Source organism: Paenibacillus hemerocallicola (genome assembly GCF_006265175.1).
In the GTDB taxonomy this organism is placed as follows: Bacteria; Bacillota; Bacilli; order Paenibacillales; family NBRC-103111; genus Paenibacillus_AB; species Paenibacillus_AB hemerocallicola.
This window is the reverse complement of sequence record NZ_VDCQ01000019.1, coordinates 12,214-36,928: the sequence shown is the minus strand read 5'-3', so window position 1 is coordinate 36,928 and position 24,715 is coordinate 12,214. Positions and strand designations below refer to the sequence as shown.

At 56.7% G+C, this 24,715-nt stretch carries 22 protein-coding genes; 8 read left to right on the top strand and 14 right to left on the bottom strand.

Annotation, left to right across the window (positions count from 1 at the left end):
- Nucleotides 1-71 precede the first annotated feature (71 nt).
- The 3 genes from FE784_RS15270 to FE784_RS15260 all read right to left on the bottom strand — a co-directional run bounded on the left by FE784_RS15270 (nucleotide 72) and on the right by FE784_RS15260 (nucleotide 3,312).
- Nucleotides 72-1,427: an ABC transporter substrate-binding protein gene (locus FE784_RS15270; RefSeq protein ID WP_176706238.1), complete on the bottom strand. Its 1,356-nt coding sequence runs from the start codon at nucleotides 1,425-1,427 to the stop codon at nucleotides 72-74.
- 102 nt (nucleotides 1,428-1,529) lie between these two features.
- Nucleotides 1,530-2,363 carry a carbohydrate ABC transporter permease gene (locus FE784_RS15265; protein WP_139603073.1) on the bottom strand — a complete coding sequence of 278 codons (834 nt, stop codon included), beginning with the start codon at nucleotides 2,361-2,363 and terminating at the stop codon, nucleotides 1,530-1,532.
- A 13-nt stretch (nucleotides 2,364-2,376) separates the two neighbouring features.
- Nucleotides 2,377-3,312, bottom strand: a complete 936-nt coding sequence (locus tag FE784_RS15260) for a carbohydrate ABC transporter permease (protein ID WP_246132037.1) — start codon at nucleotides 3,310-3,312, stop codon at nucleotides 2,377-2,379.
- Between the two features lie 578 nt (nucleotides 3,313-3,890).
- Here FE784_RS15260 and FE784_RS15255 point away from each other — a divergent pair.
- The 5 genes from FE784_RS15255 to FE784_RS15235 all read left to right on the top strand — a co-directional run bounded on the left by FE784_RS15255 (nucleotide 3,891) and on the right by FE784_RS15235 (nucleotide 8,292).
- Nucleotides 3,891-4,967 (top strand): sulfate ABC transporter substrate-binding protein, encoded by a 1,077-nt coding sequence (locus FE784_RS15255; protein WP_139603072.1) that lies wholly within the window; start codon nucleotides 3,891-3,893, stop codon nucleotides 4,965-4,967.
- Nucleotides 4,968-5,037: 70 nt separating this feature from the next.
- A complete protein-coding gene (cysT, locus tag FE784_RS15250) occupies nucleotides 5,038-5,919 on the top strand; it encodes a sulfate ABC transporter permease subunit CysT (protein ID WP_139603071.1) in 882 nt (293 codons plus the stop codon).
- Nucleotides 5,920-5,931: 12 nt separating this feature from the next.
- Complete coding sequence (gene cysW / locus FE784_RS15245) at nucleotides 5,932-6,828, top strand: sulfate ABC transporter permease subunit CysW (protein ID WP_139603070.1); 897 nt, start codon at nucleotides 5,932-5,934, stop codon at nucleotides 6,826-6,828.
- A gap of 53 nt (nucleotides 6,829-6,881) precedes the next feature.
- On the top strand, nucleotides 6,882-7,940 hold the full coding sequence (locus tag FE784_RS15240; protein ID WP_139603069.1) for a sulfate/molybdate ABC transporter ATP-binding protein: 1,059 nt from the start codon (nucleotides 6,882-6,884) through the stop codon (nucleotides 7,938-7,940).
- A gap of 130 nt (nucleotides 7,941-8,070) precedes the next feature.
- Nucleotides 8,071-8,292: a YezD family protein gene (locus tag FE784_RS15235; protein ID WP_139603068.1), complete on the top strand. Its 222-nt coding sequence runs from the start codon at nucleotides 8,071-8,073 to the stop codon at nucleotides 8,290-8,292.
- 77 nt (nucleotides 8,293-8,369) lie between these two features.
- Here the strand turns inward: FE784_RS15235 and FE784_RS15230 are convergent, their stop codons facing one another.
- The 10 genes from FE784_RS15230 to FE784_RS15185 all read right to left on the bottom strand — a co-directional run bounded on the left by FE784_RS15230 (nucleotide 8,370) and on the right by FE784_RS15185 (nucleotide 21,832).
- A complete protein-coding gene (locus tag FE784_RS15230) occupies nucleotides 8,370-9,623 on the bottom strand; it encodes an alpha/beta hydrolase (protein ID WP_139603067.1) in 1,254 nt (417 codons plus the stop codon).
- 56 nt (nucleotides 9,624-9,679) lie between these two features.
- Complete coding sequence (locus FE784_RS15225) at nucleotides 9,680-10,696, bottom strand: hypothetical protein (RefSeq protein WP_139603066.1); 1,017 nt, start codon at nucleotides 10,694-10,696, stop codon at nucleotides 9,680-9,682.
- On the bottom strand, nucleotides 10,689-11,201 hold the full coding sequence (locus FE784_RS15220; protein ID WP_139603065.1) for a GNAT family N-acetyltransferase: 513 nt from the start codon (nucleotides 11,199-11,201) through the stop codon (nucleotides 10,689-10,691). Before FE784_RS15220 ends, FE784_RS15225 begins: the two co-directional genes overlap by 8 nt.
- 223 nt (nucleotides 11,202-11,424) lie before the next feature.
- The gene (gene greA / locus FE784_RS15215) at nucleotides 11,425-11,904 is read right to left on the bottom strand and encodes a transcription elongation factor GreA (RefSeq protein ID WP_139603064.1); all 480 of its coding nucleotides are present in this window, start codon (nucleotides 11,902-11,904) and stop codon (nucleotides 11,425-11,427) included.
- A 463-nt stretch (nucleotides 11,905-12,367) separates the two neighbouring features.
- Nucleotides 12,368-13,201: an AraC family transcriptional regulator gene (locus tag FE784_RS15210; RefSeq protein ID WP_176706237.1), complete on the bottom strand. Its 834-nt coding sequence runs from the start codon at nucleotides 13,199-13,201 to the stop codon at nucleotides 12,368-12,370.
- 163 nt (nucleotides 13,202-13,364) lie between these two features.
- Nucleotides 13,365-13,742 carry a Rieske (2Fe-2S) protein gene (locus FE784_RS15205; protein WP_139603062.1) on the bottom strand — a complete coding sequence of 126 codons (378 nt, stop codon included), beginning with the start codon at nucleotides 13,740-13,742 and terminating at the stop codon, nucleotides 13,365-13,367.
- Nucleotides 13,739-14,887, bottom strand: a complete 1,149-nt coding sequence (locus FE784_RS15200) for an amidohydrolase family protein (protein ID WP_139603141.1) — start codon at nucleotides 14,885-14,887, stop codon at nucleotides 13,739-13,741. Before FE784_RS15200 ends, FE784_RS15205 begins: the two co-directional genes overlap by 4 nt.
- Before the next feature lie 238 nt (nucleotides 14,888-15,125).
- Complete coding sequence (locus FE784_RS41590) at nucleotides 15,126-18,512, bottom strand: Ig-like domain-containing protein (protein WP_218103779.1); 3,387 nt, start codon at nucleotides 18,510-18,512, stop codon at nucleotides 15,126-15,128.
- Between the two features lie 62 nt (nucleotides 18,513-18,574).
- The gene (locus tag FE784_RS15190) at nucleotides 18,575-20,446 is read right to left on the bottom strand and encodes a DUF4838 domain-containing protein (RefSeq protein WP_139603061.1); all 1,872 of its coding nucleotides are present in this window, start codon (nucleotides 20,444-20,446) and stop codon (nucleotides 18,575-18,577) included.
- A 24-nt stretch (nucleotides 20,447-20,470) separates the two neighbouring features.
- The gene (locus tag FE784_RS15185) at nucleotides 20,471-21,832 is read right to left on the bottom strand and encodes an ABC transporter substrate-binding protein (protein ID WP_139603060.1); all 1,362 of its coding nucleotides are present in this window, start codon (nucleotides 21,830-21,832) and stop codon (nucleotides 20,471-20,473) included.
- A 416-nt stretch (nucleotides 21,833-22,248) separates the two neighbouring features.
- Between FE784_RS15185 and FE784_RS15180 the strand changes: the two genes are divergently transcribed.
- The 3 genes from FE784_RS15180 to FE784_RS42415 all read left to right on the top strand — a co-directional run bounded on the left by FE784_RS15180 (nucleotide 22,249) and on the right by FE784_RS42415 (nucleotide 23,277).
- A complete protein-coding gene (locus FE784_RS15180) occupies nucleotides 22,249-22,452 on the top strand; it encodes a YezD family protein (protein WP_139603059.1) in 204 nt (67 codons plus the stop codon).
- Between the two features lie 138 nt (nucleotides 22,453-22,590).
- On the top strand, nucleotides 22,591-23,136 hold the full coding sequence (gene ssuE / locus FE784_RS15175) for an NADPH-dependent FMN reductase (protein WP_139603058.1): 546 nt from the start codon (nucleotides 22,591-22,593) through the stop codon (nucleotides 23,134-23,136).
- Between the two features lie 6 nt (nucleotides 23,137-23,142).
- On the top strand, nucleotides 23,143-23,277 hold the full coding sequence (locus FE784_RS42415; protein ID WP_281287099.1) for a hypothetical protein: 135 nt from the start codon (nucleotides 23,143-23,145) through the stop codon (nucleotides 23,275-23,277).
- A 186-nt stretch (nucleotides 23,278-23,463) separates the two neighbouring features.
- On the opposite strand, the gene FE784_RS15170 is transcribed toward FE784_RS42415, so the two are convergent.
- Complete coding sequence (locus tag FE784_RS15170; RefSeq protein ID WP_139603057.1) at nucleotides 23,464-24,603, bottom strand: glycine-rich domain-containing protein; 1,140 nt, start codon at nucleotides 24,601-24,603, stop codon at nucleotides 23,464-23,466.
- Nucleotides 24,604-24,715 lie beyond the last annotated feature (112 nt).

Genomic DNA, 24,715 nt, shown 5'->3' with positions numbered 1-24,715 from the left:
CTGACTGAACCCGGCTGGCGCCGCAAACGCCCGGTAAGGGAGCGGTATCGACCGCTCCCTCGCTCGCTGGCTTATTTTTTGTTGGAATCGACGAGCTTCTGGAGCTTCGTCTTGGCGCCGGCAATCGAGGCGGCGATGTCCTGCTGCCCGAGCAGCATTTTCTCGGCTTCCTCCTGGTACAGCTTGTAAACTTCCGCCTGATAGGGAAGGGCGGGCGGGAGCGTCACCGGCTTCGTATTGTTCAATACGTAGAGCAGCGATTCCTTGTCGACATTTTGCGGCGTCTTCGTCGCGCCGATAATCGCGTCGAGCAGCTTGCTCGTATCTTCCTTTTTCCACGACGTCGTATACTTTTGCATCATCGTCAAGCCTTCCGTCGAGAAAAAGCGCAAAAACTGGTAAGCCGCTTCCTTCTGCTTCGACGTGGAGGCGATGGCCAAATAGTTCGAGGAGGACATCGCGTGCCCGGCCGGGTCCGACTGGCTGTTTCTCGGCATCGGAGCGAATACGGTCTTGAACGTAGCGGGGAACTGGTCGGTGCCGCCGACTTCCCCGATCATCCAGGAGCCGATCGCCATCATGCTGACGCTTTGGTTGAAATAAATCGGACGATAGGCGATCTTTTGCGAAAGCGCGTCCGCGTAAGGAATCGCCGACTTGTCCGCGATCTCGGAACGCTGACGGATTTCGAGCGATTTGCGCACGCCCGGATGATCCATATTGAGCGAGCCGTCGGTCCATACGATGTCGTTTTTGCCCGGCTGGTTCCACATGCCGAGCAGGAAGTAGTCCGCCCAGGAGTGGTAATAGGTGCCGTAGCGCTTGGAGGCTCCTTCGCCCTTCGTCAGCTTCTTCGCGTAATCCAAATAGTCGTCCCAAGTCCATTCCACGGTCGGCACCTTCAAGCCGGCTTCATCGAGATGGTTTTTGTTCATGATGACGAACCATTGGTTGAACGTGCCCGGCAGCGCGTAATAGCTCCCGTTCCACTTCGTATCCGTCTTGTATTCGTCCTCGAATTTGAAGCCTTCCTTCTGGATGAACTTGTCGAGCGGCTCGAGCATGCCGTTGGCCGCACGCTGCGAGTAGCTGCGGGCGTCCGCCAGCAGGATGACGTCGAGCGGCTCTCCGGAAGCGGCAAGCAGGTCGATTTTTTTCGTCACCTCGTCGGAAGTAGGCTCGGTCATGCCGACAAAATCGATTTTGACGCCCGGATTTTTCTCCTCGAATTTGGCGATGACCGGAGCCATCATCGTTTTATCGAATGTTGCGTTCTGCGCATGGAAACGCACCGTAACGTTCGGCTTGGCTCCGTCGCCGCTCCCCGTCGCCCCCGGCTTCTTCTCGTCGCTATCGCTGCCGCAAGCCGCCAGCGCCCCCGCCGCGAGCATGACTGTCGTCATGACCGTCCATTGTTTTTTCCACATGCCGTATCCCCCCGTATTTCGTCTCGATTGGCGTTCTGTATGCATCATAGCATGCCTTGCGCGCGGCGAAAGGCGACTCGTTTTACCGGTTTGGAATTATTTTTACCCTTTCACTCCGCCGAGCGATATGCCCTCGATGACCTGCTTCTGTCCGACGATGAATATGATCAGGAGCGGGATGATCGCGGATACGGAAGCGGCCATCATAAGCGAATAAAACTCCCCGTAAGCGTCGGCGAATTTCTTGATGCCGAGCGGCAGCGTGAACAAATCCGGGCTTTTCAGGAATATGAGCGGGTTCTGGTAGTCGTTCCACGTCCAGATGAACCGCAATATCGCGTAGGTGGCGATGGCCGGCTTCACGAGCGGAATGCCGATGCGGAAAAAGGTGCGCCAATGGCCCGCGCCGTCGATTTTCGCCGCCTCCATATACTCGCTGTGGATGCCCAGGAAAAATTGCCGGAGCATGAACGTCCCGAGCACGCTGAAGCAGTTCAGCAGCACGAGCCCGAGATGGGTATCGAACAAGCCGAGCTGGCGGAACAGGATAAACTGAGGGACCAGTATCGCCTGCGACGGAATCATATAGGTGGCCAGGACGATCATGAACGACGCCCCGCTGCCGGCGAAGCGGATTTTCGCGAAGGCGTATGCGGCCATGCACGAGACGAGAACGGACACGAACGTCGTGATCAGCGTCACTTTGATCGAATTCAAATAATAGAGATAGAACGGATATTGCCCGGCCCAGACATCCGTATAGTTTTTCACGGCCTGGAAATGCTCCGGTATCCACCGGATCGGGTATTGGAACACGTCGGCCTCCGGCTTCATCGAGGAGGAAATCATCCAGGCGAACGGGAGCAGGAATACGAGACCGAACGCGAGCATCAATGCGGTTGCGAGCAGCTTGCGAATGTTTATACCTCTGATCATGGCCCTCTCCCTTCTAGTAATTCACCCATTTGCGCTGGCCCCACCATTGAACGAGCGTAACCGCGAATATGGCGACGAACAGGAACAATGCCATCGTGGACGCATAGCTCATCTTCAGGTTGACGAACGCCGTCTCGTACAGATGGAATACGACGACCGACGTCGACCCGGCAGGTCCGCCCTTGGTCAGCACCTGAATGAGATCGAACACTTTAAATGTCCCGATAATACCGGTAATCATCAGGAAGAAGGTGGTCGGCGACAGCATCGGCAGCGTGATGAAGCGGAATTTGTGCCACGACTTGGCCCCGTCGATTTCCGCCGCCTCGTAGTAGTCTTTCGGTATGGACTGCAGACCGGCCATGTAGATGATCAGGTTATAGCCGATCGATACCCACACCATAATCATCATGACGCTCGGCAGCGCGAAATGGAGGTCGGCGATCCATTTCGGCGGATCCGCGATGCCGATCGAGCGGAGAAAGTTGTTGACGGGTCCGTACGACGGATGGAACAGCACCTGCCAGACGATGGCGACGGCCACGACGCTGGAAATGTACGGCATGAAGTAAATGACTTTGAACAGATCCTTGAAATAGACGTACCGATCGATCAGGATGGCCAGCGCGAGCGACGCGGCGAGCGTAATCGGCACGACGAGGATGAAGATGATGTTGTTTTTAAGCGATTTCCAGAAAGCTTCGTCCGCGAACAGCCGCTCGAAGTTGTCGAGTCCGACGAACTTCACCTGCTTGAAGCCGAGCAAAAAGTTCCATTCCGTAAAGCTGAGCGCGAACGAGGCGAGTATCGGCACTATCGTCAATAACGTGACACCGAGGAGCATCGGCGATATGAATACATAGCCTGTCAGCGTTTCCTTCCATTGTCGCTTGCTGCGGCGTGCTGTCGACCGTCTGGCTCCGGTCGCCGCGTTAGGTTGTTGCTGCAACCCGTTCGACCTCCCGTTGATATGTCATGCTGGCGCGGCCTATGGCTTTTGCGCTTCTCCATTTTATCGAACGGGCCTCACCGCCCGTAAGCGTCTGCGTTGACCGAAATGAAAATATTTTTACTTTTCGCGCGTCATGCCGCCGTCATAGCACCGTTGCCGCATCTATCGCATATTGTAAACATCGAGTAACCTGTGCATTGGCGGAGAGGGCGGAGGACTCCGTTTCCCGCATCGACGGCGAACGCTCATGTCCCATTTATTACTTTTTCTTATGGAAAACCAAAAAGTTCATGATGAACAAAAGTTCTCGCCAAACATAGGGGAAACGTTCGAAATCGCTCTGAATTTTGGGCGGCAGATCGCCATGGACGAAGCACTTAATTCCAAAATAACATAATCTCCATGCCGTATTGACACCCATTTCCCGCGGTGTTACGATTGCATCCATAATTAATACCTACTATATTTATAGGATTAATCGGTCAACCGGACAGCCGGAGACTTGGGCAACTAGATCGAACACTTCCGCCTTGCAAACAAAACTATATTTTAGAAAAAAAGGGAGTTTGAAAACGATGAAAAAACCAATCCTGCTGTCCGCCATTTCCGCCATTCTGCTAGTGGGTCTTACCGCTTGCGGAGGAGGGAACACCACCGCTTCGGGCGGAGACCAGAAGCCGGCAACCTCGACACCGGCCGCGACGGCCGCCAAGCCGCCGATCGAATTGCTGAACGTCTCTTACGACCCTACCCGCGAGCTGTACGAAGAATACAACAAAGCATTCGCCAAATATTGGGAAGGCAAAGCCAATCAAAAAGTAACGGTCAAACAATCGCACGGCGGCTCCGGCAGCCAAGGACGCTCGGTCATCGACGGCATTCAAGCCGACGTAGTCACGCTCGCGCTCGCTTACGATATCGACGCGATTCAAGAGAAGGGCCTGATCAATGCCGACTGGCAGAAGCGTCTGAAGGACAACAGCTCGCCTTACACCTCCACCATCGTGTTCCTGGTGAAGAAAGGCAACCCGAAGGGCATCAAAGACTGGAACGACCTGATCAAGACGGGCGTCAGCGTCATTACGCCGAATCCGAAAACGTCGGGCGGAGCGCGCTGGAATTACTTGGCCGCATGGGGCTACGCATTGAAGCATAACAACAATGACGAGAATGCGGCAAAAGATTTCGTTGCGAAGCTGTTCAAAAACGTACCGGTGCTCGATTCCGGCGCACGCGGATCGACGACCACTTTCGTCGAGCGCGGCATCGGCGACGTACTGCTCGCTTGGGAAAATGAAGCGTTCTTGTCCTTGAAGGAGTTCGGTCCGGATAAATTCGAGATCGTCGTGCCGTCGCTCAGCATTTTGGCGGAGCCGCCGGTCACCGTCGTCGACAAAGTGGCCGACAAGAAAGGCAGCCGCGAAGTCGCGCAAGCGTATCTCGAATACTTGTACTCCGAGGAAGGCCAAGAAATCGCCGCCAAAAACTTTTACCGTCCTCGCCTGGAATCCGTGGCGAAAAAGCATGAGAAGCAATTCCCGAAAATCGAGCTGCTGTCGATCGACAAAGATTTCGGCGGCTGGCAAAAAGCGCAAAAGACGCATTTCGCGGACGGCGGCACCTTCGACCAAATTTATAAACCTTCCAAGTAGAGTCCCAAACTATAGAAACTAGCTAAGCCTAATTTCTTATACAATTAGGTGACAGGAGTGACCTGAGCCGATGGCAGCAAACCAAACGATCCCGCCAAGCGAAGTCTCGCGGGGATTCCGGAAATCCAAAAAGAAACGTTCCGTCCTGCCGGGATTCGGCTTGTCGATGGGTTTTACCGTTCTGTACTTGAGCTTGATCGTGCTGTTCCCGCTAGCCGGGATCGTAGTGAAATCGACCGGGCAGAGCTGGAGCAAATTTTGGGAGACGGTCACCGATCCCCGCGTGGTCGCCTCCATACAGGTCAGCTTGAGCACGTCGTTGACCGCCGCTCTCATCAATGCGGTATTCGGACTTATCGTAGCTTGGGTGCTGGTTCGCTATTCATTTCCGGGCAAACGGTTTATCGACGGACTCGTCGATCTGCCGTTCGCCCTCCCTACGGCCGTAGCCGGCATAGCCTTGACCGCGATTTACTCGCAAAACGGACTGCTCGGCAGCTTTTTCGCCAAATACGACATCAAGACCGCCTACTCGCCGCTAGGCATTACGATCGCTCTGCTGTTTATCGGCTTGCCGTTCGTCGTCCGGACGATCCAGCCGGTGCTGGAGGATTTGGAGAAAGACGTCGAGGAAGCGGCCGCTTCCCTCGGCGCTTCCCGGTGGCGAACGTTCCGAAGCATCATCTTTCCCGCCATCCTGCCGTCGCTGCTCACCGGCTTCGCCCTTGCCTTCGCACGGGCGATCGGCGAATACGGCTCCGTCGTCTTCATCTCCGGCAACATGCCGATGAAAACGGAAATTGCGCCGCTGCTCATCCGGACCAAGCTGGAGCAGTACGACTATGTCGGCGCCACGACCATAGCCCTCGTCATGCTGATCATTTCGTTCGTTCTGCTGCTCGTCATCAACTTTCTGCAATGGCGTGCAAGCCGCCGTACGATCAACGCATAGGAGGGAATTTCCATGGCCGGAACTGTAGCCGCACGTACCGTATCGCCATCCAGCCAGCCCCGGACGGCCGCCACGAGCGAAACGACCGCGGTCAAATGGCTGCTTATCGCAATCGCGCTTTTGTTTATCGGATTGGTGCTTATCCTGCCGTTGATTACGGTATTCACCCAAGCCTTCCGGAAAGGGGCCGAAGTATTCTTCGCTGCCATCGTCGAGAAAGAAGCTCTGTCCGCGATCCGGCTTACGCTTACGGCTGCGGCGATCGCAGTCCCGCTCAACACGGTTTTCGGCGTTGCGGCGGCCTGGGCGATCACCAAATTTCAATTCCGCGGCAAGCAATTTCTCGTTACGCTGATCGATCTGCCGTTCGCGATCTCGCCCGTCATCTCCGGCTTGATTTTCGTGCTGCTGTTCGGCGCCCAAGGCTGGTTCGGCCCGTTTTTCATCGAGAACGACATTCCGATCATTTTCGCTCTGCCCGGCATCGTGCTGGCCACCGTCTTCGTCACGTTCCCGTTCGTCGCCCGAGAGCTGATTCCGCTTATGCAGGCGCAGGGCAGCCAGGAAGAGGAAGCCGCCGTCAGTCTCGGCGCCAGCGGATGGACCATCTTTTGGCGGGTCACGCTCCCCAATATCAAATGGGGACTGCTGTACGGCGTTATTTTGTGTAACGCCCGGGCGATGGGCGAATTCGGAGCCGTCTCCGTCGTCTCCGGTCACATTCGCGGCGAAACGAACACGATGCCGCTGCACGTGGAAATTTTGTATAACGAATACCAATTCGCCGCCTCGTTCGCAGTCGCCTCGTTGCTCGTGCTGCTGGCGCTGGTCACGCTGGTCGTAAAAAGCGTCGTCGAATGGAAGCATCATCAGGCTACCGTACAAACGGAATCTATCTCCCAAAAGTGATTATTCCGAGTACTTTTGGGGGAGCCCCCGGAAAATCAGGAGGGAACTGGGCAATGTACATCGAAGTGAACAATTTGATCAAAACGTTCGGCACCTACGCCGCGTCGGACAATATCAGCTTCGGCATCGAAAAAGGACGCCTGATCGGTCTGCTCGGACCTAGCGGAGGCGGCAAAACGACCATTTTGCGGATGCTGGCGGGACTCGACTCGCCGGATTCCGGCGACATCTACATCGACGGCAAGCGGGTCAACGACGTTCCCGCGCAACAGCGGGGAATCGGCTTCGTATTTCAGAACTACGCTCTGTTCCGCCATATGACGGTATACGACAATATAGCGTTCGGCTTGACGGTCCAGAAAAGATCGAAGAGCGAAATAAAAGCCCGCGTCACGGAGCTCATCGAGCTGACAGGGCTGAAGGGGCTGGATAAACGGTACCCGAATCAATTGTCCGGCGGCCAGCGCCAACGCGTCGCCTTCGCCCGCGCCCTCGCGCCGGAGCCTCATCTGCTCCTGCTCGACGAGCCTTTCGCGGCCATCGACGCCAAGGTTCGCAAGGAGCTGCGCGCCTGGCTGAAAGCGACGATCGAACGAATCGGGATCACGACCATCTTCGTGACGCACGATCAGGAGGAAGCGGTGGAGGTAGCCGACGAAATCATGATCGTGAGCGGCGGACGCCTCGAGCAGAAAGGCTCCCCGATCGATATTTACAAAAACCCGCTCTCGCCCTTCGTGGCCGGCTTTATCGGCGAATCGAGCCAGTTGGACAACCCGGGCGGGCTGAAAGGCTTCGAGGAAGAACTGCCCGGGACCAAAGCGATTATCCGGCCGGAATTCGTCGAGATCGGCAAAATCGGCGAGCTGCCTACCCCGCTTGCGGCGGAAGCCGGCATCGTCCGCGACGTATTTTTCCGAGGAAACAGCTGGCAGGTCGAAGTACAGATCGGCTCCCAGACGATATCGGCATATCGTTCCCTGGAGAAAGATCCGCTCAAAGCCGGAGACAGCGTCAACGTGCTCATTCATCGCCTATACGTATTCAACGACAAGCATTCGCGCATCGCGGAGAACAACATGAAAACCGATCCGATGCCGTACAACATATAACCGGTACGCATTCGCGCAGGAGCAATCCCTAACCCGGGCCCTCGCCGCTTGCCACAGGGGAAGGATCCATAGAAAACGCAGACCGCGATGCGGCTGTTTCCCGGCATTTTACAAACAGGAGGGATCCGTTATGAGCATTCCGGTTCAATTGGACGATATATGGGCGGAGCGGATTTTGAGCAGCGTCGCCGGCTTGGAATACGGCAGTGTGCAAATTATCGTGCATGACGGCAAAATCGTGCAAATCGAACGAACCGAACGGAAACGGTTCGACTCCGCTCCCCAACCCCAGAACGCGAGCCGGACGGACGGCAATCCGCAGGTGGCGCAATGGAAAAAGAAAAAAGGCTAGCAAACGGCAAAACAAGCTTCCGCCCCCGTTTATTCATTCGAATAACGGCAGCGGGAGCTTGTTCGTTTGTTAGCACGCTAACGACGCGGGTTGTACCACGCGATGACGGAGCCCCAGCTCCAAGCGTCGTAATACGAGGATGCGGCGTCGATATCGGCAATCAGCTTCACCGGCTCCGTCCCGTCGGCATTGGACATCCACGCATCGGCTCGCTCCCGGTCGGAGCGGAGCCAGACCAGCTTTTTGCCCGAAGCCAGGTCATTCGGATAAAAATCGCCGTAATGGTCCGGCGGACTCGTCAATTGCTTCTGCTCGTTGCGGTGGAGATCGATCCGGTACAGCGACGGCAAAGGTCTGAGAGAGGCATCGTTCACCCATTCGCTTTCCTTCGATCGGGCAACGGTAATGTACCGGTCGCTGTCCCACGTGAAATCCCTGTCCACAAATCCTTTCGGCGTATACGGGACTCGTTGGATAACGGGAAATTCCTTGACCCTTACCTGCTTGTTCTCGATCGCGAATCTGCCTATGCCTTCAATATAGGCAAGCATGCTTTGACCGGGCGCCCAGCCGAACCATTCGTCGTAGCGCAGCATCTCGCCCACTTGCCGAAACGTCCTGCCATCCGAGGATAGCGCGCAAAGGGTGTTGCTGTCCGCGGACCAGGAAGCCGTAGGTATGGCCAGAAACGAAATCCATTTTCCGTCGGTCGACCATTTGAACGCGCTTGTGCCAACGGCAAAAAAGCTTCTCGATTGGGAAGGAAGCGTAAACAGCAATTTGGCTTTGCCCGGGTCCATATTGGCGTCCGCCGGAATCACGTACAGCTTGACATTCGTCCATCCGGTCGGAAGCATCTGCGCGGCAGAGGAAGCCAGGAAGCCCGTACCGCTCGGCAGCCAGGAATAGTTGTCGACTCCGGAAGAAACGTTTTTAAACGGCTCGACCCGCTCCGGGCTTACATCCGCGTAGCTCAGAACCCCGTCCGTTTGAAAGGCCAGCCTGTTCTTGTCAGGAGCCCATTCATAGCGGGATGCGCCGTTATATACATGAAGCCGCTGCTTGCTCTCCAGACTGTACACCCAAATATCGTTGGCTTGATCTCCGGCGGCAAAGGCTACGAATTTGCCATCGTGCGACCATTTTGGGGCGGTCGCTTTGCCGTCCTTCGTAACGGACAGCTCGTCCGCTTCATCCAGCTTCAGCCACAAATCGCCATTGCGGATAAAAGCCGCCTGCAAGGCTTGATTCGTATCGGCATACCCTGCGCCGCCGCTCGTCGCTATGCACAAAATCAGGACAAGCAGCGTTCTCCGTATCCATCTGTTCAAAGCAATACCCCCGTTACCGATTTGTATAAGGGTATTATTTACCAACCGGCCGCCTCCTAATCACTCCTTTCAAGCACTTCGCGGCAAAGCTCCGTGAGTTGTCGATGCCTTAACCGCAGCTCCTCCGTTTGCGTCACGACCCCCAACCAATCCGGGCACACCCCGACCCGCTCCCGTATCAAGCTTCTCATCTCGTACCGCGCGAACACTCTCAGCACGTCGCGGGCGTCTTGAACTTCGGTTACTTCTTCCCCGACCATTGTTCTGCTCCTATGCGAGAGCCGGTGCCGTTCCCGAATCCAATCCGTAGCGCATTCCATTCTGCCGATTACGGAGCGATCGTCCAGCGATTTCAAATGATTGAACCTATCGGCCACGTGCTGCACATTTTTGGCGGCGGCAAGCTTATCGAATCTCGTCCCGAGCCGCGCGAACGAATTATCCCGTTCTCTCCAGCTTTCCAACAAATACGTTCGCAGGTGTTCCACCGCTTCGTACAGGTGGAAAGTCGCCTCCAAATGCCGGCCGTCGGCAATCGATTGGCTCAGAACCGTCTCGGTTTCCGCGAAACGGCGTTTCAGCTTGTTCATACGCAGCGCGACCATTCCGTCCTCGAATCGATGCCGGTTGAACCAGTTCACCAAATCGCGGCCTATCCCGAGAGGATCGAATAGCGCCCTTCCCCCATAAGCCTTGTCCAGGCAATAATAGACGGAAGGCTGGTCCAGCAGCGTCTCAAAGGAGGCAGGCTCGGCTTGGACGATTTTCGAAGCCAGTCCGGCCGGAAAATAAAGCGTACCGACATCGAGCGCAGTCCGCCTGCCTTCCTTTTCCCAACCCTCTATCAGCCGTACCCTAAGCTCTTGGATAGTTTCGTTTGCCGTCGACTGATCGCAATCCTCATAAATCGGAATGATGTCGATATCGGAAAGGGGCCAGGGCTTCCCTCCCCCAAGGCTGCCTCCGAGTATCAACGCACGGACCCCTTCGACCTTGCTGTAGCAGTCGACGACTTCCACGACCCTCCTGTCCAGGACAGCCCGCCAATCGGCTAAATAGCTCCGTTCATTCATCCCCGTCCCGTCCTCTGGCTTCTTCTGCCAGCAACAGCTCCATTCTTCTGTTTCGGGTCCGCAAGCCCATCGATTCGTACAATCCGATCGCCTTCATGTTGAATTCGGCCACGTTCAATTCCAGCGTGTGCGCCCCTATTTCTTTGGCGTAGCCTATCGCATATTCCATCAATGCTTTTCCGATGCCTTGGTCTCTGTACGCCTCGCTTACGCATAAATCGTTAATGTACACGAACGTTCTCGGGTAATTGAAAATCGGCGATTGCGGCGCCTTCTCCGTGTTCAGGACCATGTATGCGAGCACGCGGCTCGAACTCCCGTCCCCCACTACGATAATTTTCGATTTTTGTGCGGCGAACAGCGTTACGATCTCGTTCTCATCGTAAAAATAACCGCTTGCAAACAGATCGGGACGAGCTTCCGCATGGATGTCGTCCAATTGCTTTCTGAGCTCGATCAGCGATCGGGCGTCTCCCAGATGGGCATCCCTAATGACGAAACGCACGTTTTCAGCCTCCTGACGATCCAATTATTCTCATCTCATATTACCCTTATCGTTATCGTGAAAGTAAGGACTGTTTGGATTTACTTGAATATTCCGGGCCGGTTTACGAAAAAAACGCAGCGGCAGCCCGGGACGCATATAGTCCTCGACTGCCGCTGGCTTGTATGAACTATCGTGGAGCGATGTCGTCGGAATCCACGGCAATTTGCGAATAATGACGTTATTACACGATTTTGATTTCTAGCAGCTCGTACTTGATTAATCCGGAAGGCGCGGTAACACTGATCGTGGTGCCTGTCGATTTTCCCAGCAGCTCTTTGCCCAAGGGGCTCTCGTAAGAGATTTTATTATTCGTCACATCGGCCTCGGCAGGGCCTACAACCGTGTATTCCACATTTTCGGAAAACTCTATATCATGGAGAATAACCGTAGAACCTACTTGAACCGTCGTACTGTCCAAGCTCTCTGCTTGGACTATTTGAGCGTTTCGGATCATATTCTCCAAAATCTTGATTCGGGTTTCCATAAACGACTGATCGTTCTTGGCCGAATGGTATTCGGAATTTTCTTTCAGATCCCCGTAGCTGATCGCCACCTTCAACCGTTCGGCCGTTTCCTTGCGCTTCGTCGTCTTCAGTTCTTCGAGCTCCGCCTCCAATTTATCGAAGCCCTCCTGCGTCAAAATTACTTCATCCTTGGCCATTATGCCACTCCTCGCTAAAACCGCTTTGTTCCATTGTAACCTATATCCGCCGTTTTGCGAAAAAAATACGACAATCCGGTCCGCATACGTGATTTTTCGAAGCCAATTTGGAGAAACCGGTACAGTACACTCCCTAGAAACTAGCTGAACGTTTTTCCGCTAAACTCCCGTTTCCGCGACCGTTCCGAACATAACGGAACCGACTTCCGTTGCTTCTTGCTTGCGGGGGAAGAATGGGCATGCACCGCGAAATAAAGGAATAGCCTTCCGTTACTTTCGCTGTCTACACTGCAATTCGCGTCCGCAACGTACTCGATTTCCGCTATTTGCGGATTCGCACTCCCGCGGGACTGGCGAAAAGCCGCCCAAACATAAAGAAACCAAGCCTCCATCCCGCACCTTTTGCGAAGAGGAGGCTTGATTTCTCCTGAACACGCCTTCGTTCGAGCTTATGTTCGTATGATTACAGCTTGCGAAACTCCCGCGGCGAAATTCCCGTCTCGCGTGTAAACAGTCTCGTGAAATAAAGCGGATCGGCGTAGCCGACCTCCTCCGCTATGCGTCCTACCGGCATATCGCTGTTCATCAACAGCTGCTTCGCCCGGTCGATGCGCAGCCTCGTCACGTATTCGATCGGCGTGCAGCCCGTATACTTTTTGAACAGGACGGAGAAATAGCCGGGCGACAGCGCCAGCTTGGCGGCCACGGCCGAACGGTCGAACGGCTCGTGCAGATGGTCGCGCAAGTAGACGATGATCGAATCGACCAAAGCGGCGCTGCGCACCCCCTCCTGCGAATCCTCCAGCATCCATCTCATGAGCCGGTGCAGCAATTGCATGAATTCCATGCGACAGTGCCACATGTACCCGGGCTTCTTGCCGTCCCATATTTCCGTCATCCGACGGTAAATGTCCAGAACGATCGGATATTCCTCAACGTAGTATACGCTGTTCAGCGGGAGCGCGGCGTGAGTCGTGTCCTGCCATACTCCGTCCGCTCCTTCCCAACGCAGCTCGCCGTAATGGAACAATACGGAGAAATAACGCAGCATGTTGACCTTGCCGGTCGTAATTCGCATCCGGACTCCGGGCGGCACGTACATCAGTATGCCTTTTCTGAGGACAAATCTGGCGCCGTTCAGCTCCAATAGCCCCTCCCCGTCGGATATATAGGCGAGGGAATGTATTTCCGTTCTTTCCCTGAGCAAATCATAATCGTACCGTTGCCACATGGACTCGTCCCGCTCCGTAATTTTGGTCAGAACGGGTTGAAACGATTCGAGCACCTCATAGTTCATTACACCGCCGCCCTCCCGGATCGGCCCGATCAAGCGCATTCCTGATCTTGCTCATGCCGCCGGGCGAACGCCGATACTCTCTGCCTACTATTGATTGTACCGGCCACGGGCCCGAAATCAACCTTTTTGTTGCGGCCATGCCATAACCGCCCGTACGCTTCGTCTATCCGGAGCGTTTCTCTCCGGACGAGAGCATGACATATACGTCTTCGCCTTCCACCTCGATGTCGAAGCCTCTCAGACGGACGGCGGGATCGACCAGATGCTCGCCCGACTTGAGATCGAATTCCCAACCGTGCCACGGGCAGCGCAATATTTGCCCCTCCATCCCGTACTTGTATTCGTAGACCATGGATGGCAGCTTCGTTCCGCATACGGGTCCCCGGCATACCGGGGCCGCGGCGTGAGGACATACGTTGCGCCAGGCGTACAGCTCGCCTCCTACCCGGAACAGTCCGATTTCCATCCCCTTGATCTGGACGAGCTTCCGCCCGCCCTCGGGAATATCGCCCGTCCGGGCCGCATAATGCCGCTGCTTCATTCCTCTTCCTCCCCGCCCGCCGCATGGAACGCGGCAACCGGCGCCATAGGTTCCCCGCGCAGCCGGTCTTCGGACTGCCGTTCCTCCGGCTTGCGGTCCAGCCCGTACAATTCGGCCGCCGTCCCGGCCAGTATGCGCCGCTTCATCGATTTCGGCATTCGCGGGAGCGCGAGGCTCGGATTGTCATTATCCCAATGCGGATAATCCGAAGAAAACATGACCGTTTTCTCCGCTTGGATCATCTGGAATATTTGCACCAGATGCTCCGGATTTTTCGGTTCCTCGATCGGCTGCGTCGTCAGCCGCACATGGTCGACGATATATTCGGAAGGCAGCCTCTTCAGCCAAGGCGTGGAATCCCGCAAGCCTTTGTAATTTTTGTCCATCCTCCACATCAGATGGGGCAGCCAAGCGATTCCGCCTTCGATCGCGACAAACGTAAGCCGCGGGAATTTCTCGAATACTCCTTCGCATACGAGGCTGTTGATATGCGCCATGTAATTGATCGGCAAAATGTTGTGCCACTCCATATACCTCGTCGGATATCCGGACGGAGTGGGCGCGCCGGAAACGCCTCTGCCTTCGGCTCCGGGATGGATCGCGACGGGAAGGCCCATTTCTTGCGCAGCCTCGTATATCGGGTGGTAAAACCGCTGCCCGTAAGGCATTCTGGCCGCGCTTGTGAGGATGACCTGCACCATGTCGGGATGGCCGCCTACGCGCCTTATTTCTGTGGCCGCCTCGGCCGGATCCGACGCGTTGACGAAGACGGAGCCTTTGAACCGCGGGGTGACCTTCAGCCAAGTCTCGATCGTGCAGTCGTTGCAAGCCGCGACGACCGCGTTCGCATAATCCGGGTCGGGATGCAGCGATATGGCCAATATGTTCGAGCCGGTCAAGATCGCGTAATCGATCCCGTACCGGTCCAAATGGTCCTTGATCATAAACTCCGGGTCTCCCCCGGGGGCGCCTCCCCGATCGGGAACGGCGTCGGATCGGCTGACGCTGACGGGGGACGTATAAAATCCGCCTATGCCGACGCTCGAGCGTTTCCATTGCGCATGCCAAGCTTTGGGCAAATACGGGATCAGATCGCCGACCGCGTTATGGACGTCGGTGTCGATCAACGATGGGCCTTCATTCATCATTCATTCCTCCTGAGCTGCTTATGCCGCATACCGTGACGGTGCATGTCATTATCATAGAAAGAATGGGGCGCGATTCATATAAACAATACGTATGGAATAGCTGGATTATTGATCGATCGAATCGTCTCGCCGCTTCGCGGGTGCGGACGCCAAATACTCCGGCGATACAGCTGCCGGAGTATCGGTTGGATCGTACCCGATCCGTATGTCGGGACAAGCACGCAACGGGAATTTCTTACGCTCCCGCCTCGGCCGCCGCCGCTTGCGAATAGTCGCCTTCCCCGGTCGACGGATGAACGGCGGCTACCGCATACGTGTAGATCGAGCCGTTGGTCAGGCCGGAATCGGTACATTCGCCGCCCGCCACACCCAGAGCGACAGGAACATATCGGCCCGTAACCGGATTCAGACGATACACGTTATACGATGACGCTCCGGCAACCGCGGACCATTCCAGCCGTACCGAAGCGTCCGAGCCTTCCGCCTGAAGCGCCGGCACATCCGGACCGTCCACGATCAGCTTGACGTTATCCAAGTAATAGCTGTACTGCCTGGACGTGTCCGAGAAGGTGACGAGCTTGGCGAGACTGGCCGGGCTCGGCCAACCGGCGGCCTTGTAGAACGGCACCGTTCCGGCCGGCAATCCGTTTATCCAATAGGTGACTTCTTCGTTCGGCACGTCGACGGATGCGCGGATATTGTACCAGACGTTGGCGGTAAACCCGTTATTGCTCGGCAAGGCGTAGTAGATGCCGTCCGACGCCCGGTACGAGAAGCAAGGATTGGCGCCGCAGCCGTTGCCTTTGTACATCATCAGCTCCACGTAATAACGCGTGGACGTGAGCAGCCGGAATACCCGCGTCGGGTTCAGCGTGACCGGCTCCATGAAATCGACTTCCACCGTGAATACGCCGCCCTGGTCCGGGAAGGCGAACGAGCCTTCCGTCGTGACGGCGCTCGCGTCGTACAGCTCCAGCGTTTGCTCGGAGGCGTTGCCGCTGGAGCCGGAAGGCACAGTCGCTACGGTCAAATAGTTGGCCAACGTCGTTTCCCTCGGCTGGAACAAAGGCGGCGACCGGGTCGCGAGCGTCGCGTATTCGAAATCCTCGTAGACGAGATGGGTACGCGGATCGCTGTCCAGAATCGCCCCATTCGCTTCATTCGAAGCAAACACGCTTTCGCCATACGTATTGCTCGCATGAACGACGTAGAAATAATTGATTCCTGACTGCGCCGTCGTATCGGTATAGGAGGTTGTCGACGAAATGCCGATCTCGTGGTACGGTCCGCCTTTCGTGTAGCTGCGCTTGATGATATAACCGTCGGCGTATGCGACGGGATTCCAGCTCAATTGAACGTCGTATACGGAACGGGACACGGCAAGCCCCGCAGGCGCTGCCGGAACGTCAGGAATCTCGTTGAACTGTATGCCGGAGAAGCGGGACGTATTATATTTCAACCGGTCATGCGGCTCCTGGGCCGGATCGGACACGATGCCGATGTAGGCGTCCCCGTCCCCGAACTCCGTCTCGCCGACCAGCGTCCATATCGTCCCGTCCTGGGATATGTAGGCGGACGCCCGCTCGCCGAAACGGATCAGCTTCAGCCAATACGGCAGCTGCACCGTAAAGCTTTCCTGCTCCGTCACCCATTGGACCCCGTTCGCCGTCCGTTCATAGAAGGTCGGGCGGTACTGCTGCATGTTGTTGTCTAGACCGACCATCGCCATCTTCGAGTCCGAGGTCAACGAATCGCGGATCATGATGCCGGCCTTCGCCTCTTCATTCGTGCGCGTAATCGCATCGACGCGCACGATCAGCTCGCCGTTGCCCCCGAGCGGACGGTACACATATTGAAATGCGTCGCCGGTATTTCGGATATATCCCGCGCTTTTGACCGTCAACGTCCCTCCGGTCAAATCGGCGTGCCCGGGTATGCCGACCGTGCCGATATCAAGCGATTCCCAAGGCGAAATACTGCCCGTGTAGTCAATGTAGACCGGAAAAGAAGACGAGGTCGTCGACGTTCCCGAGTTGTCGACGGCGCGTGCCGTCAAATAATGCGCGCCTTCGGGAATGCCGGTCCAAGTATACGAGTAAGGACTCGACATATCTTCTCCCAGCTTCGTGTCGCCGGCATAAAATTCCACCTTCTGCACCGTGCCGTCGCTGTCCCAAGCGTACACGTCGATCGTGACGCTGCCGCCCGCCGTCAGATGGGAATGCATCGCCGGGGTCGTGATGCTAACAACCGGATTGTTGGAGCCGTTGCCGACGATGGAGTTCAGATATTCCTCCAGATTCGTATACCCGTCGCTGTCCGCATCGCTATTGCGATCGGAGGCGTCGTTCGGATCGAGAGAGTTCGCGATCTCCCACGAGTCGGGCATGCCGTCGTGGTCGGTGTCGACGTGAGCTGTGCCCGAAGCCAGCACCGGATAGCCTCCGACCTCCCGCTGCGAATCGAGAATGCGCCCCGTCCGGTTGCGTACCTCCGATATCGTCCGCGCGTCGGCCGAATCCCGCTTCGGCAATATTGCACCGGCTCCGGAGAGCACGAGCTCGTAGGCGTCCGTTGCCGTATGCGTCGTGATTGTTGTCTCCGGGTAGCCTTCCGTGCGGGGGATTTCCGTCTCGGATGCGGTCAAATTGATCGCTCCCGCCGACGGATACAGAATGCCGAGCGAATTGTCCGCCGTGACGGTCGGCGAGCCGTCGACATAATTGCCGTTCAGGTAATAAGTCGAGTCGCGGATGGCGGCCAGAATGACGGCCTTCTTATCGCTCCGCGTATCCGGTCCCCACTTGAGGTAGTTGTTGACGACGTTGAAATTCAAGTTTTGTCCATAAGTGATCGAGTGCAGATTCCAATTGTAGATGACGTTGTTGCGGAAATCGATGACCCGATCCGGAGGGAAAGGGGGATTCGGGTAAGTCATGAAGCGGGGATTTCGGTCCAGGTTATGGACGATCAAATTATGATGGTAGCTGGCGCCGCTGCCCCATATGCCTCCGAGTCCGTGTCTGCCCTCGTGATTGACGGAGTTGTCCAGCGCCTCTCCGACGATCGACCATTGGACGGTAACGTCCTCGTTCGGGTACATCGATAATACTTCGTCGTTCCCCCACGTAAACGTGCAATGGTCGATGACCAGATTTTTGCGGCCGCCGGCGAAGCCCGCATCGGCTTCGTAATTGTTGACGTCGCCGAGCCGGAAGCGCATGTAGCGCATAATGATGTTGTCGGCCCGGATATGGATCGGATAACCGACCACCGCGATGCCGTCCCCCGGAGCCGTTTGCCCCGCGATCGTCAGGTTGGACCCGGTGACGGGCAGCAGCGAATTCAGTTGGATCGTTCCGCCTACGCGGAAGACGATCGTCCGATTGCTGCCGCTGACCGCATCGCGCAGCGAGCCCGGTCCGCTGTCGTTCAGATTCGTCACCTCGTAGACGGCTCCGCCGCGTCCGCCGGTCGTGTACATGCCGTAGCCCTCCGCTCCCGGGAAAGCCGGGATGGGGTCGTCCGCCAACGCCGTGCCGGACGGGGCCAGCAGAGCCCCCGCCAGCACACCGAGGGCAACCGCCGCCGTGCAAGCCGCTTTTTTCCATGTCCCTTTCATGATTCGCACCTTCCTTTACCGTCGAAAGTATGGTTACCTGCGAATACCGGGAAACTACCGGTTTAAAAAAGTCCCCGGTTAATATCATCCACCTCCTTTCCGGACAATTCCGACGGCGCTCCGCGCTCCCAGCCGGTCGTGCGGTCTTCGTGGGTCGGCACGTTCCGTCTATACTCCTGAAGGTCGGTAAAGTCTTTCCACACGACGTTACTCGCATCCAGCTCCGCGCGCAGCTCGTCCAGCTCGCTCCGAAGCTTGACGTATTGCTCCAACGTGGCACCCGCAGGGCGCGACGGCTCGTATCCGTAACGGATGACGTCCCGGGTAAGCTCCGCGTGCCGCAAACCGTCCCGCAAAAATCCGATTCGGCCGGCCGCTTCCGCGTCGGCGCCGTCTCCGCCCGCGAGCATCGTTTCCGCCCGGTCCAGAATCGCCTTCGCCGGCTGCAGCACGTCGTCCGTCAGCAAATAGGGCAGCGTGAACCAACCCGCGCTCGTCGGAGCGCTCGGGAGATCGTATCGGGCGACGACCTGTTCGAATTTCCCTTCGACGCTGCCGGGAATGGCTTTGCGGGCGATGACGTTGTACGCCGCTTCTTCCGAGAAGGTCTCCCAGTAGGCGAGGTATTCGCGTATCGCCGGCGCCGCCTCGCCGAAAGCCGAGCAAAACTCCGCCAGCACCTCTTCGAACGATAGCTCCGGCCTTACGGATAATCTGGCGATCAAGTAATAGCTCGCCCCTTGCGTTCCCCAATGTCCCATAATGCTGTCGAAATCGAAGCCCAGCATGCCGTGCCCGGCAGCAAATTTGAAGTAGGCTCCGGTGGCGCGAAGCATCAGATGCGGCGCGGCGGCGCCGTAATGCCACCAGTTCGGCCGCAAATACAGCCTGGCCCCGGCCTCGTGCCAGCCTTTCCACTGGTCGTAAGCTTCCCACGAATGGACGATGCCTACGATCATCCCGTCCTCCAGCCGCAGAGGCGGAGCGGGAGGCTCCCTGTAGCAGCTGTACGCATAGGTGGACAACGTCACGTTCGGGTTAAGAGCGCGCATTTTGCGAATGAGCCGGTTCCAGAACTTCACGTACCGCGGCGTCAAATTGACGCTCCCCTTCCATACGGCGGACTCGTCCGGATCCGGAGGCTCATCCATCGCCAGACAGCCGGGACTGACGCAGAAGCCGATACCGTCGTTCGGCGACACGTTCCAATTGTCCGGACGTCCGGCCTCTGTCCATTCGGCGATGATCGCGTCATCGACCGCTTCGTTGCTCAGGTCCAGCTTGATCCGATCGTCCTCCACCTGCCGCTCTCCCTGCGGCGGATGGGCGAAGTAATCCGGCCGGTCTTGCCCGTAGCGCGACCACCAATGCGTAAATGCATGCCCGAACTTGAACACCGAGCGGTTGCCCATCCGGTGCGCCGCATTCCAGCGGGCCACCTCGGGCGTGTTCTTCGCCGAGCGCAGGCGGCGGTGCTCCAGCTGCGGACGGTCGATCGTATCGATGTCCGGCAGGACGAACGTATCGCGCTTCGGCACGAACGTGCCGAGCTCTCCCGGCCACAGCCAGCGTACGCCCATATACCGGTCCAGAAAATCGCATGCCCCGTACAGCAGCGCCAAATCGGCATCGGCCGCGAACAGAAGCCGGTTTTCCGTCGACACGATGCGATATCCTTCCTCCGGGAGCGGCTTGGACGCGACCCCGTACCGCTCCAATTCCCCGTTCCGCACGAACACAACCTGCACCCCGTCCGGCGGAATAACCTCCGGTTCCTCCACCGCAGCCGATTCCGTCCCGGCTCCGCACGATTTGCGGACCGCCCTGCGGAACTCGTCAGCGGCCTCCGCGCCGAATCCGTCTTCCGCGCTTACGATGCGGCATCGAATTTCCCGTTCTTTTGCCATATAATACGCCCTGTTGCTATTCGTCACTGTCCCAACCTCCCGAATGCGAGTTTACTTGCTGTTCTCCTGCTGGATCGTTTTCAACGCCTCTTCCTCCACCACCCGGAACGCGGTGTTCATATCGATCGAGGTCAGCGCCATCTGAGCGGCCGCCTGCTTCGCGTAAATGTTCGCGATCGCCGGATCGAGCGCGGACTTGAGGGGAATCGGGGCGGATTTGTTGTAGAATACCGACGAGAGGCGCTTATCCTTGTATTTCGCTTCCGTCCCGTACGCCTTCTGGATGTTTTCCTTGCCGAGCACCGGAATGTTGCCCGATTTGGACATGTCCAGCTGATATTCGTCCGAGGTCAAATATTTGATCGCCTCCATCGCCTCGTTCGGATGTTGGGTCAAGGTCGTAATGCCAAAGTAGCTCGGATACGCCTGAGAGCCGATACGCGGCTGATCGGCGTAATGCGGCATCGCCGCCATATCCCAATCGACATTTTCCATTTCCGCCGGCAGTACGGCGGGGAGATCGGCCGAATATACATACATCGCCAAATTATGCTCGCGCACGAAAGAGTAGTGGTCGGGAATTTTTTTCTGCCGGGCCATTTCCTCGCGTACGCCGGCATCCTGCAGCGGCTTGACGAACATCGTGTCGAACAGCTTCTTCCAGCCGTCGTTCGAGTTGATCGTCGGCTTGCCCGTCTTCGTGTCCAGAGCCTGTATCGAGAACGGGTTCAGGCTGATGATTTTGCCCGGATTGACCGTCAGGCCCACGTATTGGCGACCGCCTTCGTTTTTGTCCAGTCTTTTCGCCAGCGCATGCGCTTCGTCCCAAGTCATGCCGTCCTTCGGGTACGTCACGCCGAACTTGTCGAATATCGTTTTGTTGTAGAACGTCACCATCACATTGTTGAACACCGGCAGGCCGTACATTTTGCCTCCCGAAATTTGCTTCATCGCCTCGATGATCGACGGCTCGAACCGGTTCAAGTCGATTTGCTTGCTCGCGATCAGCGAAGTCATATCCTTCTCCAGCTTGTACTCGAACAGGGCGCTTTCATAGTTGCCGATGGAAGCGAAAAATATATCGAATTTCTTCCCCGCAGCTACGAGATCGGGCAGCATCGTTCCTTTCTCGGCGCGGATATACTCGATCGTGTAATGCGGAAACTTCTTGCGGAGCGCATCGCCGAACCGCTGGTCGAACGCCTCGACCGTACCGCCGTTATTCGAATAAAACACGAGCGTGACCGGCTCCTTCGACGGCTCCTTTGGCGTCTCTCCCCCGCTCGCTCCCGTTTGCCCATCCGCTTGCTGCGGCGTATTCCCCCCGCATGCCGCCGCGAAGACGGCCAGCAACGAGACGGACAACAGCAGGCTCGCGCCTTTTCTTCCTTTCGTCCATACGCGTTTTTTCATGAGTCGACCTCCCAGTAATCGGTTTCTAAAACGCTTTCATCTTTAGCTTACGTATTTGATCATAAGTCCGTAGAAGCGGAAAGTATATACACGAAAGCATCCGGAAATATGGAGCATTGTCAGCCTCGACGGTTGCATTCCCGTTTGCTCCAACCATCGGAAAAACCGGCTGCGGACGCTCGCCAAATTTCCGTCATTTTGAACGAAAGGACCGAGCGCCTCCGGCCGCCGGGATCGCAAAAACGCGGGGAAACCGTATATTTCCAACCGCCAGGTCCATCTTTAAATCATTCCAACAACATCTCCGGAGACGATTGACAGCCGCAGCCAGCCGATGATAAGATGCCCACATAGATAAACCAACTATATTTATAGGAATAGTTGATAAAGATCGATTCGAAACGGAGGAATGCAAGATGGGCAATGCGGTTCAATTGGATGACGTTTGGGCGGATCGCATATTGAGCAGCGTGAAGGGGTTGGAATACGGCAACGTGCAGATCATCGTGCATGACGGCAAAATCGTGCAAATCGAACGGACGGAGCGGAAACGGTTCGATTCGTACTCCGCGAGTCCGGGCCGTTCCCGTCCCGAGCCTCTGAAACAGCAAAGCCGATAAGCCTACCGGACCGCCGGAGGCTTTCGCACCCCGATTCGTATGATCGAAGCGGGAGGCGAAAGCCTCTTTTTCGTGCGTTTGTCCGCCAATATTTTTTACGAGGTATGCAACCATTTTGAAGAAAAGCAGGTGTCCCATATGTCCAAAATCGTAATTATTTCCGGAAGTCCGACCGAGTCCTCCCGTCTGAACGGCATTCTCGATTACGCCCAATATGTGCTGGAAACATCCGGCGCCTATGTAGAACGTTTGCAAGTCCGCGACTTGCCTCCCGCCGATCTGGTTCACGCCCGTTTCGACAGCCCAGAGGTGCTGAAGAGCATCGCATCGGTGGAGCAAGCGGACGCTGTCCTAATCGCCACGCCCGTATATAAGGCGGCCTACACGGGCTTGCTGAAAACGTTCCTCGATCTGCTGCCGCAGAAGGCGCTCGTACGCAAAACGATATTGCCCGTCGCCATAGGCGGCACGATCGCCCATCTTCTGTCCATCGATTACTCGCTCAAGCCCGTCCTGTCGGCTCTCGGAGCAACCCGTCTGCAAACCGGCGTATATATCGTGGATTCCCAAGTGCTCCGCGACGATCAAGGCAAGCTCACGATCGAGGAGGAAGCGCGCAAGCGGCTGCACGATTCGCTGGTCGGTTTCATCGAAGAAATCGATTTGGCCCGCGAAAGGGTGTAGACCGGGGTGACCAACAAAGCGTTCGTCTATGCGTACGCCATCGTGCTGCTCATCCTCGGCTTCGCGCTGATCGGGGGATGCGGCGAGGAGAAGGAGGCCGGATCGGCCTCCGTTCCCGCCGCAGCTTCCCGCTCCGGTTAGTCCGGCACCTGCGGAGAAAAAATGAACCCCGTCCTGCTAATGGCGAACTTGAGTTCAGCATTAGCAAAACGGGGTTCATTCTTGTCGGAACAAACCATTATCGGGACGCCGACTTCATGCCTGTTGCTATATAGAAGGCTACACCGCCTTTAATCCATCCATAGCCGCTTTGCCATACAAGAGCGGTCAGTCCCCTCCGCCCCCGCAGCCGGACGAGCAAGAAGAAGAGCTGGAGCTGCATGAGGAGGAATCGCCCGACGAGTTGCCTCCATCGGAGCTCCCTCCGGTGTCGCCTCCGTCCCCGGAATCCGGATCGCGGCGGTCTCCGCTTACGCCCGAGCAGGAAGATCCGCCGCACGAAGACTGATTGCGCTTCTCTTCCTCGGGCATAATCGCCTCCATCTGCTGCTCGTAGCCGGTTGGATCGGTCATCGAGAACAGAAGCATCGCGGAGCCCAGCATCGCGAAGTTGGCAGTCCCCGAATACGCCGAAGAAGAATCGGGCCGATCCTGCCACCGTTCGCGTGCATTTGGACTCCCCGTCCCCGGTATGGTTCCGTTCGCGGCAGGAGCGGTTTTCGATTGCGAAATTTGCTCCTTCGCTTTCCGTATGAGCAGCGCTATCGTCTGCTCCGTCTCCGGATTCGTCTGTGCCGACGCCCCGCTGAACCTTTTCTCGGCTATCGTTTCCGGAGCTTCGCGCTCCAACGACTGCAGCAGCCCGGCATCGAGCGGGTAGCGGAAAAATCCGCGCCATATCCGGCCGCTGTATGGGGTGGCTACGAACAACTGGCTGTACACCCAATCGAACCAAGCCCGCTCGCCAGGCATCGGCTCCGCTTCCCCGTGAGGTGCGTGATGAACCGTTCTGCCGTTCCATTCCTCGCAAAACCGCTCGTACTCGCGGGTGAACATGAGCATTTCATGCCAAATGTCGTCCACCTCGGGGCTGAACATCGGAACCCCTTTCAGTACCGCATTCATGAGCAAATACCGTTTCAGCTCCAGCAGCTTATAATCATATTCCGCTTCCGTCATTCGCGTATATTTATCCAGCACGCGACGCTTCAGCTGCGACCCGAAGCCGGCGTCGAAAGCGCGCTCCAACCGCCGGGCCGTGCCATGCAACGGAACGTCCGGCAGCAATCCCAATCGATCCGGCAATACGCCGGTTTCGTATGGCGGCAATTGCGGAGACGGCCTCGAGCCCACGGATCGCGTTCCCCTATTTCCCGTCCTCCCTGGCCGTTTTTTCTTGCCCGAGGCGTTGCCTATCAACAGCAATGTTATAAGCAGGACGATCCCTGCGACTACTACAGCTTCCATTCGTTACACTCTCCTCCCGAACCGTTTTCTTTTCACTATAACACGGAACCGTCGTCTCATATATCCTACCGCGTCCGTTATTTGATATGATAAGGGGACAAGAGCCCGAGAA

Bases quoted from the DNA above. Each gene is read 5' to 3' on its own strand.
- cysW (WP_139603070.1), top strand. From the start codon at position 5,932: ATGGCCGGAACTGTAGCCGCACGTACCGTATCGCCATCCAGCCAGCCC.
- ssuE (WP_139603058.1), top strand. From the start codon at position 22,591: ATGTCCAAAATCGTAATTATTTCCGGAAGTCCGACCGAGTCCTCCCGT.
- FE784_RS15225 (WP_139603066.1), bottom strand. From the start codon at position 10,696: ATGAATGAACGGAGCTATTTAGCCGATTGGCGGGCTGTCCTGGACAGG.
- FE784_RS15200 (WP_139603141.1), bottom strand. From the start codon at position 14,887: ATGAATGAAGGCCCATCGTTGATCGACACCGACGTCCATAACGCGGTC.
- FE784_RS15170 (WP_139603057.1), bottom strand. From the start codon at position 24,603: ATGGAAGCTGTAGTAGTCGCAGGGATCGTCCTGCTTATAACATTGCTG.
- FE784_RS15240 (WP_139603069.1), top strand. From the start codon at position 6,882: ATGTACATCGAAGTGAACAATTTGATCAAAACGTTCGGCACCTACGCC.
- greA (WP_139603064.1), bottom strand. From the start codon at position 11,904: ATGGCCAAGGATGAAGTAATTTTGACGCAGGAGGGCTTCGATAAATTG.
- cysT (WP_139603071.1), top strand. From the start codon at position 5,038: ATGGCAGCAAACCAAACGATCCCGCCAAGCGAAGTCTCGCGGGGATTC.
- FE784_RS15210 (WP_176706237.1), bottom strand. From the start codon at position 13,201: ATGAACTATGAGGTGCTCGAATCGTTTCAACCCGTTCTGACCAAAATT.
- FE784_RS15180 (WP_139603059.1), top strand. From the start codon at position 22,249: ATGGGCAATGCGGTTCAATTGGATGACGTTTGGGCGGATCGCATATTG.
- FE784_RS15205 (WP_139603062.1), bottom strand. From the start codon at position 13,742: ATGAAGCAGCGGCATTATGCGGCCCGGACGGGCGATATTCCCGAGGGC.
- FE784_RS15265 (WP_139603073.1), bottom strand. From the start codon at position 2,363: ATGATCAGAGGTATAAACATTCGCAAGCTGCTCGCAACCGCATTGATG.
- FE784_RS41590 (WP_218103779.1), bottom strand. From the start codon at position 18,512: ATGAAAGGGACATGGAAAAAAGCGGCTTGCACGGCGGCGGTTGCCCTC.
- FE784_RS15255 (WP_139603072.1), top strand. From the start codon at position 3,891: ATGAAAAAACCAATCCTGCTGTCCGCCATTTCCGCCATTCTGCTAGTG.
- FE784_RS15185 (WP_139603060.1), bottom strand. From the start codon at position 21,832: ATGAAAAAACGCGTATGGACGAAAGGAAGAAAAGGCGCGAGCCTGCTG.
- FE784_RS15235 (WP_139603068.1), top strand. From the start codon at position 8,071: ATGAGCATTCCGGTTCAATTGGACGATATATGGGCGGAGCGGATTTTG.
- FE784_RS15270 (WP_176706238.1), bottom strand. From the start codon at position 1,427: ATGTGGAAAAAACAATGGACGGTCATGACGACAGTCATGCTCGCGGCG.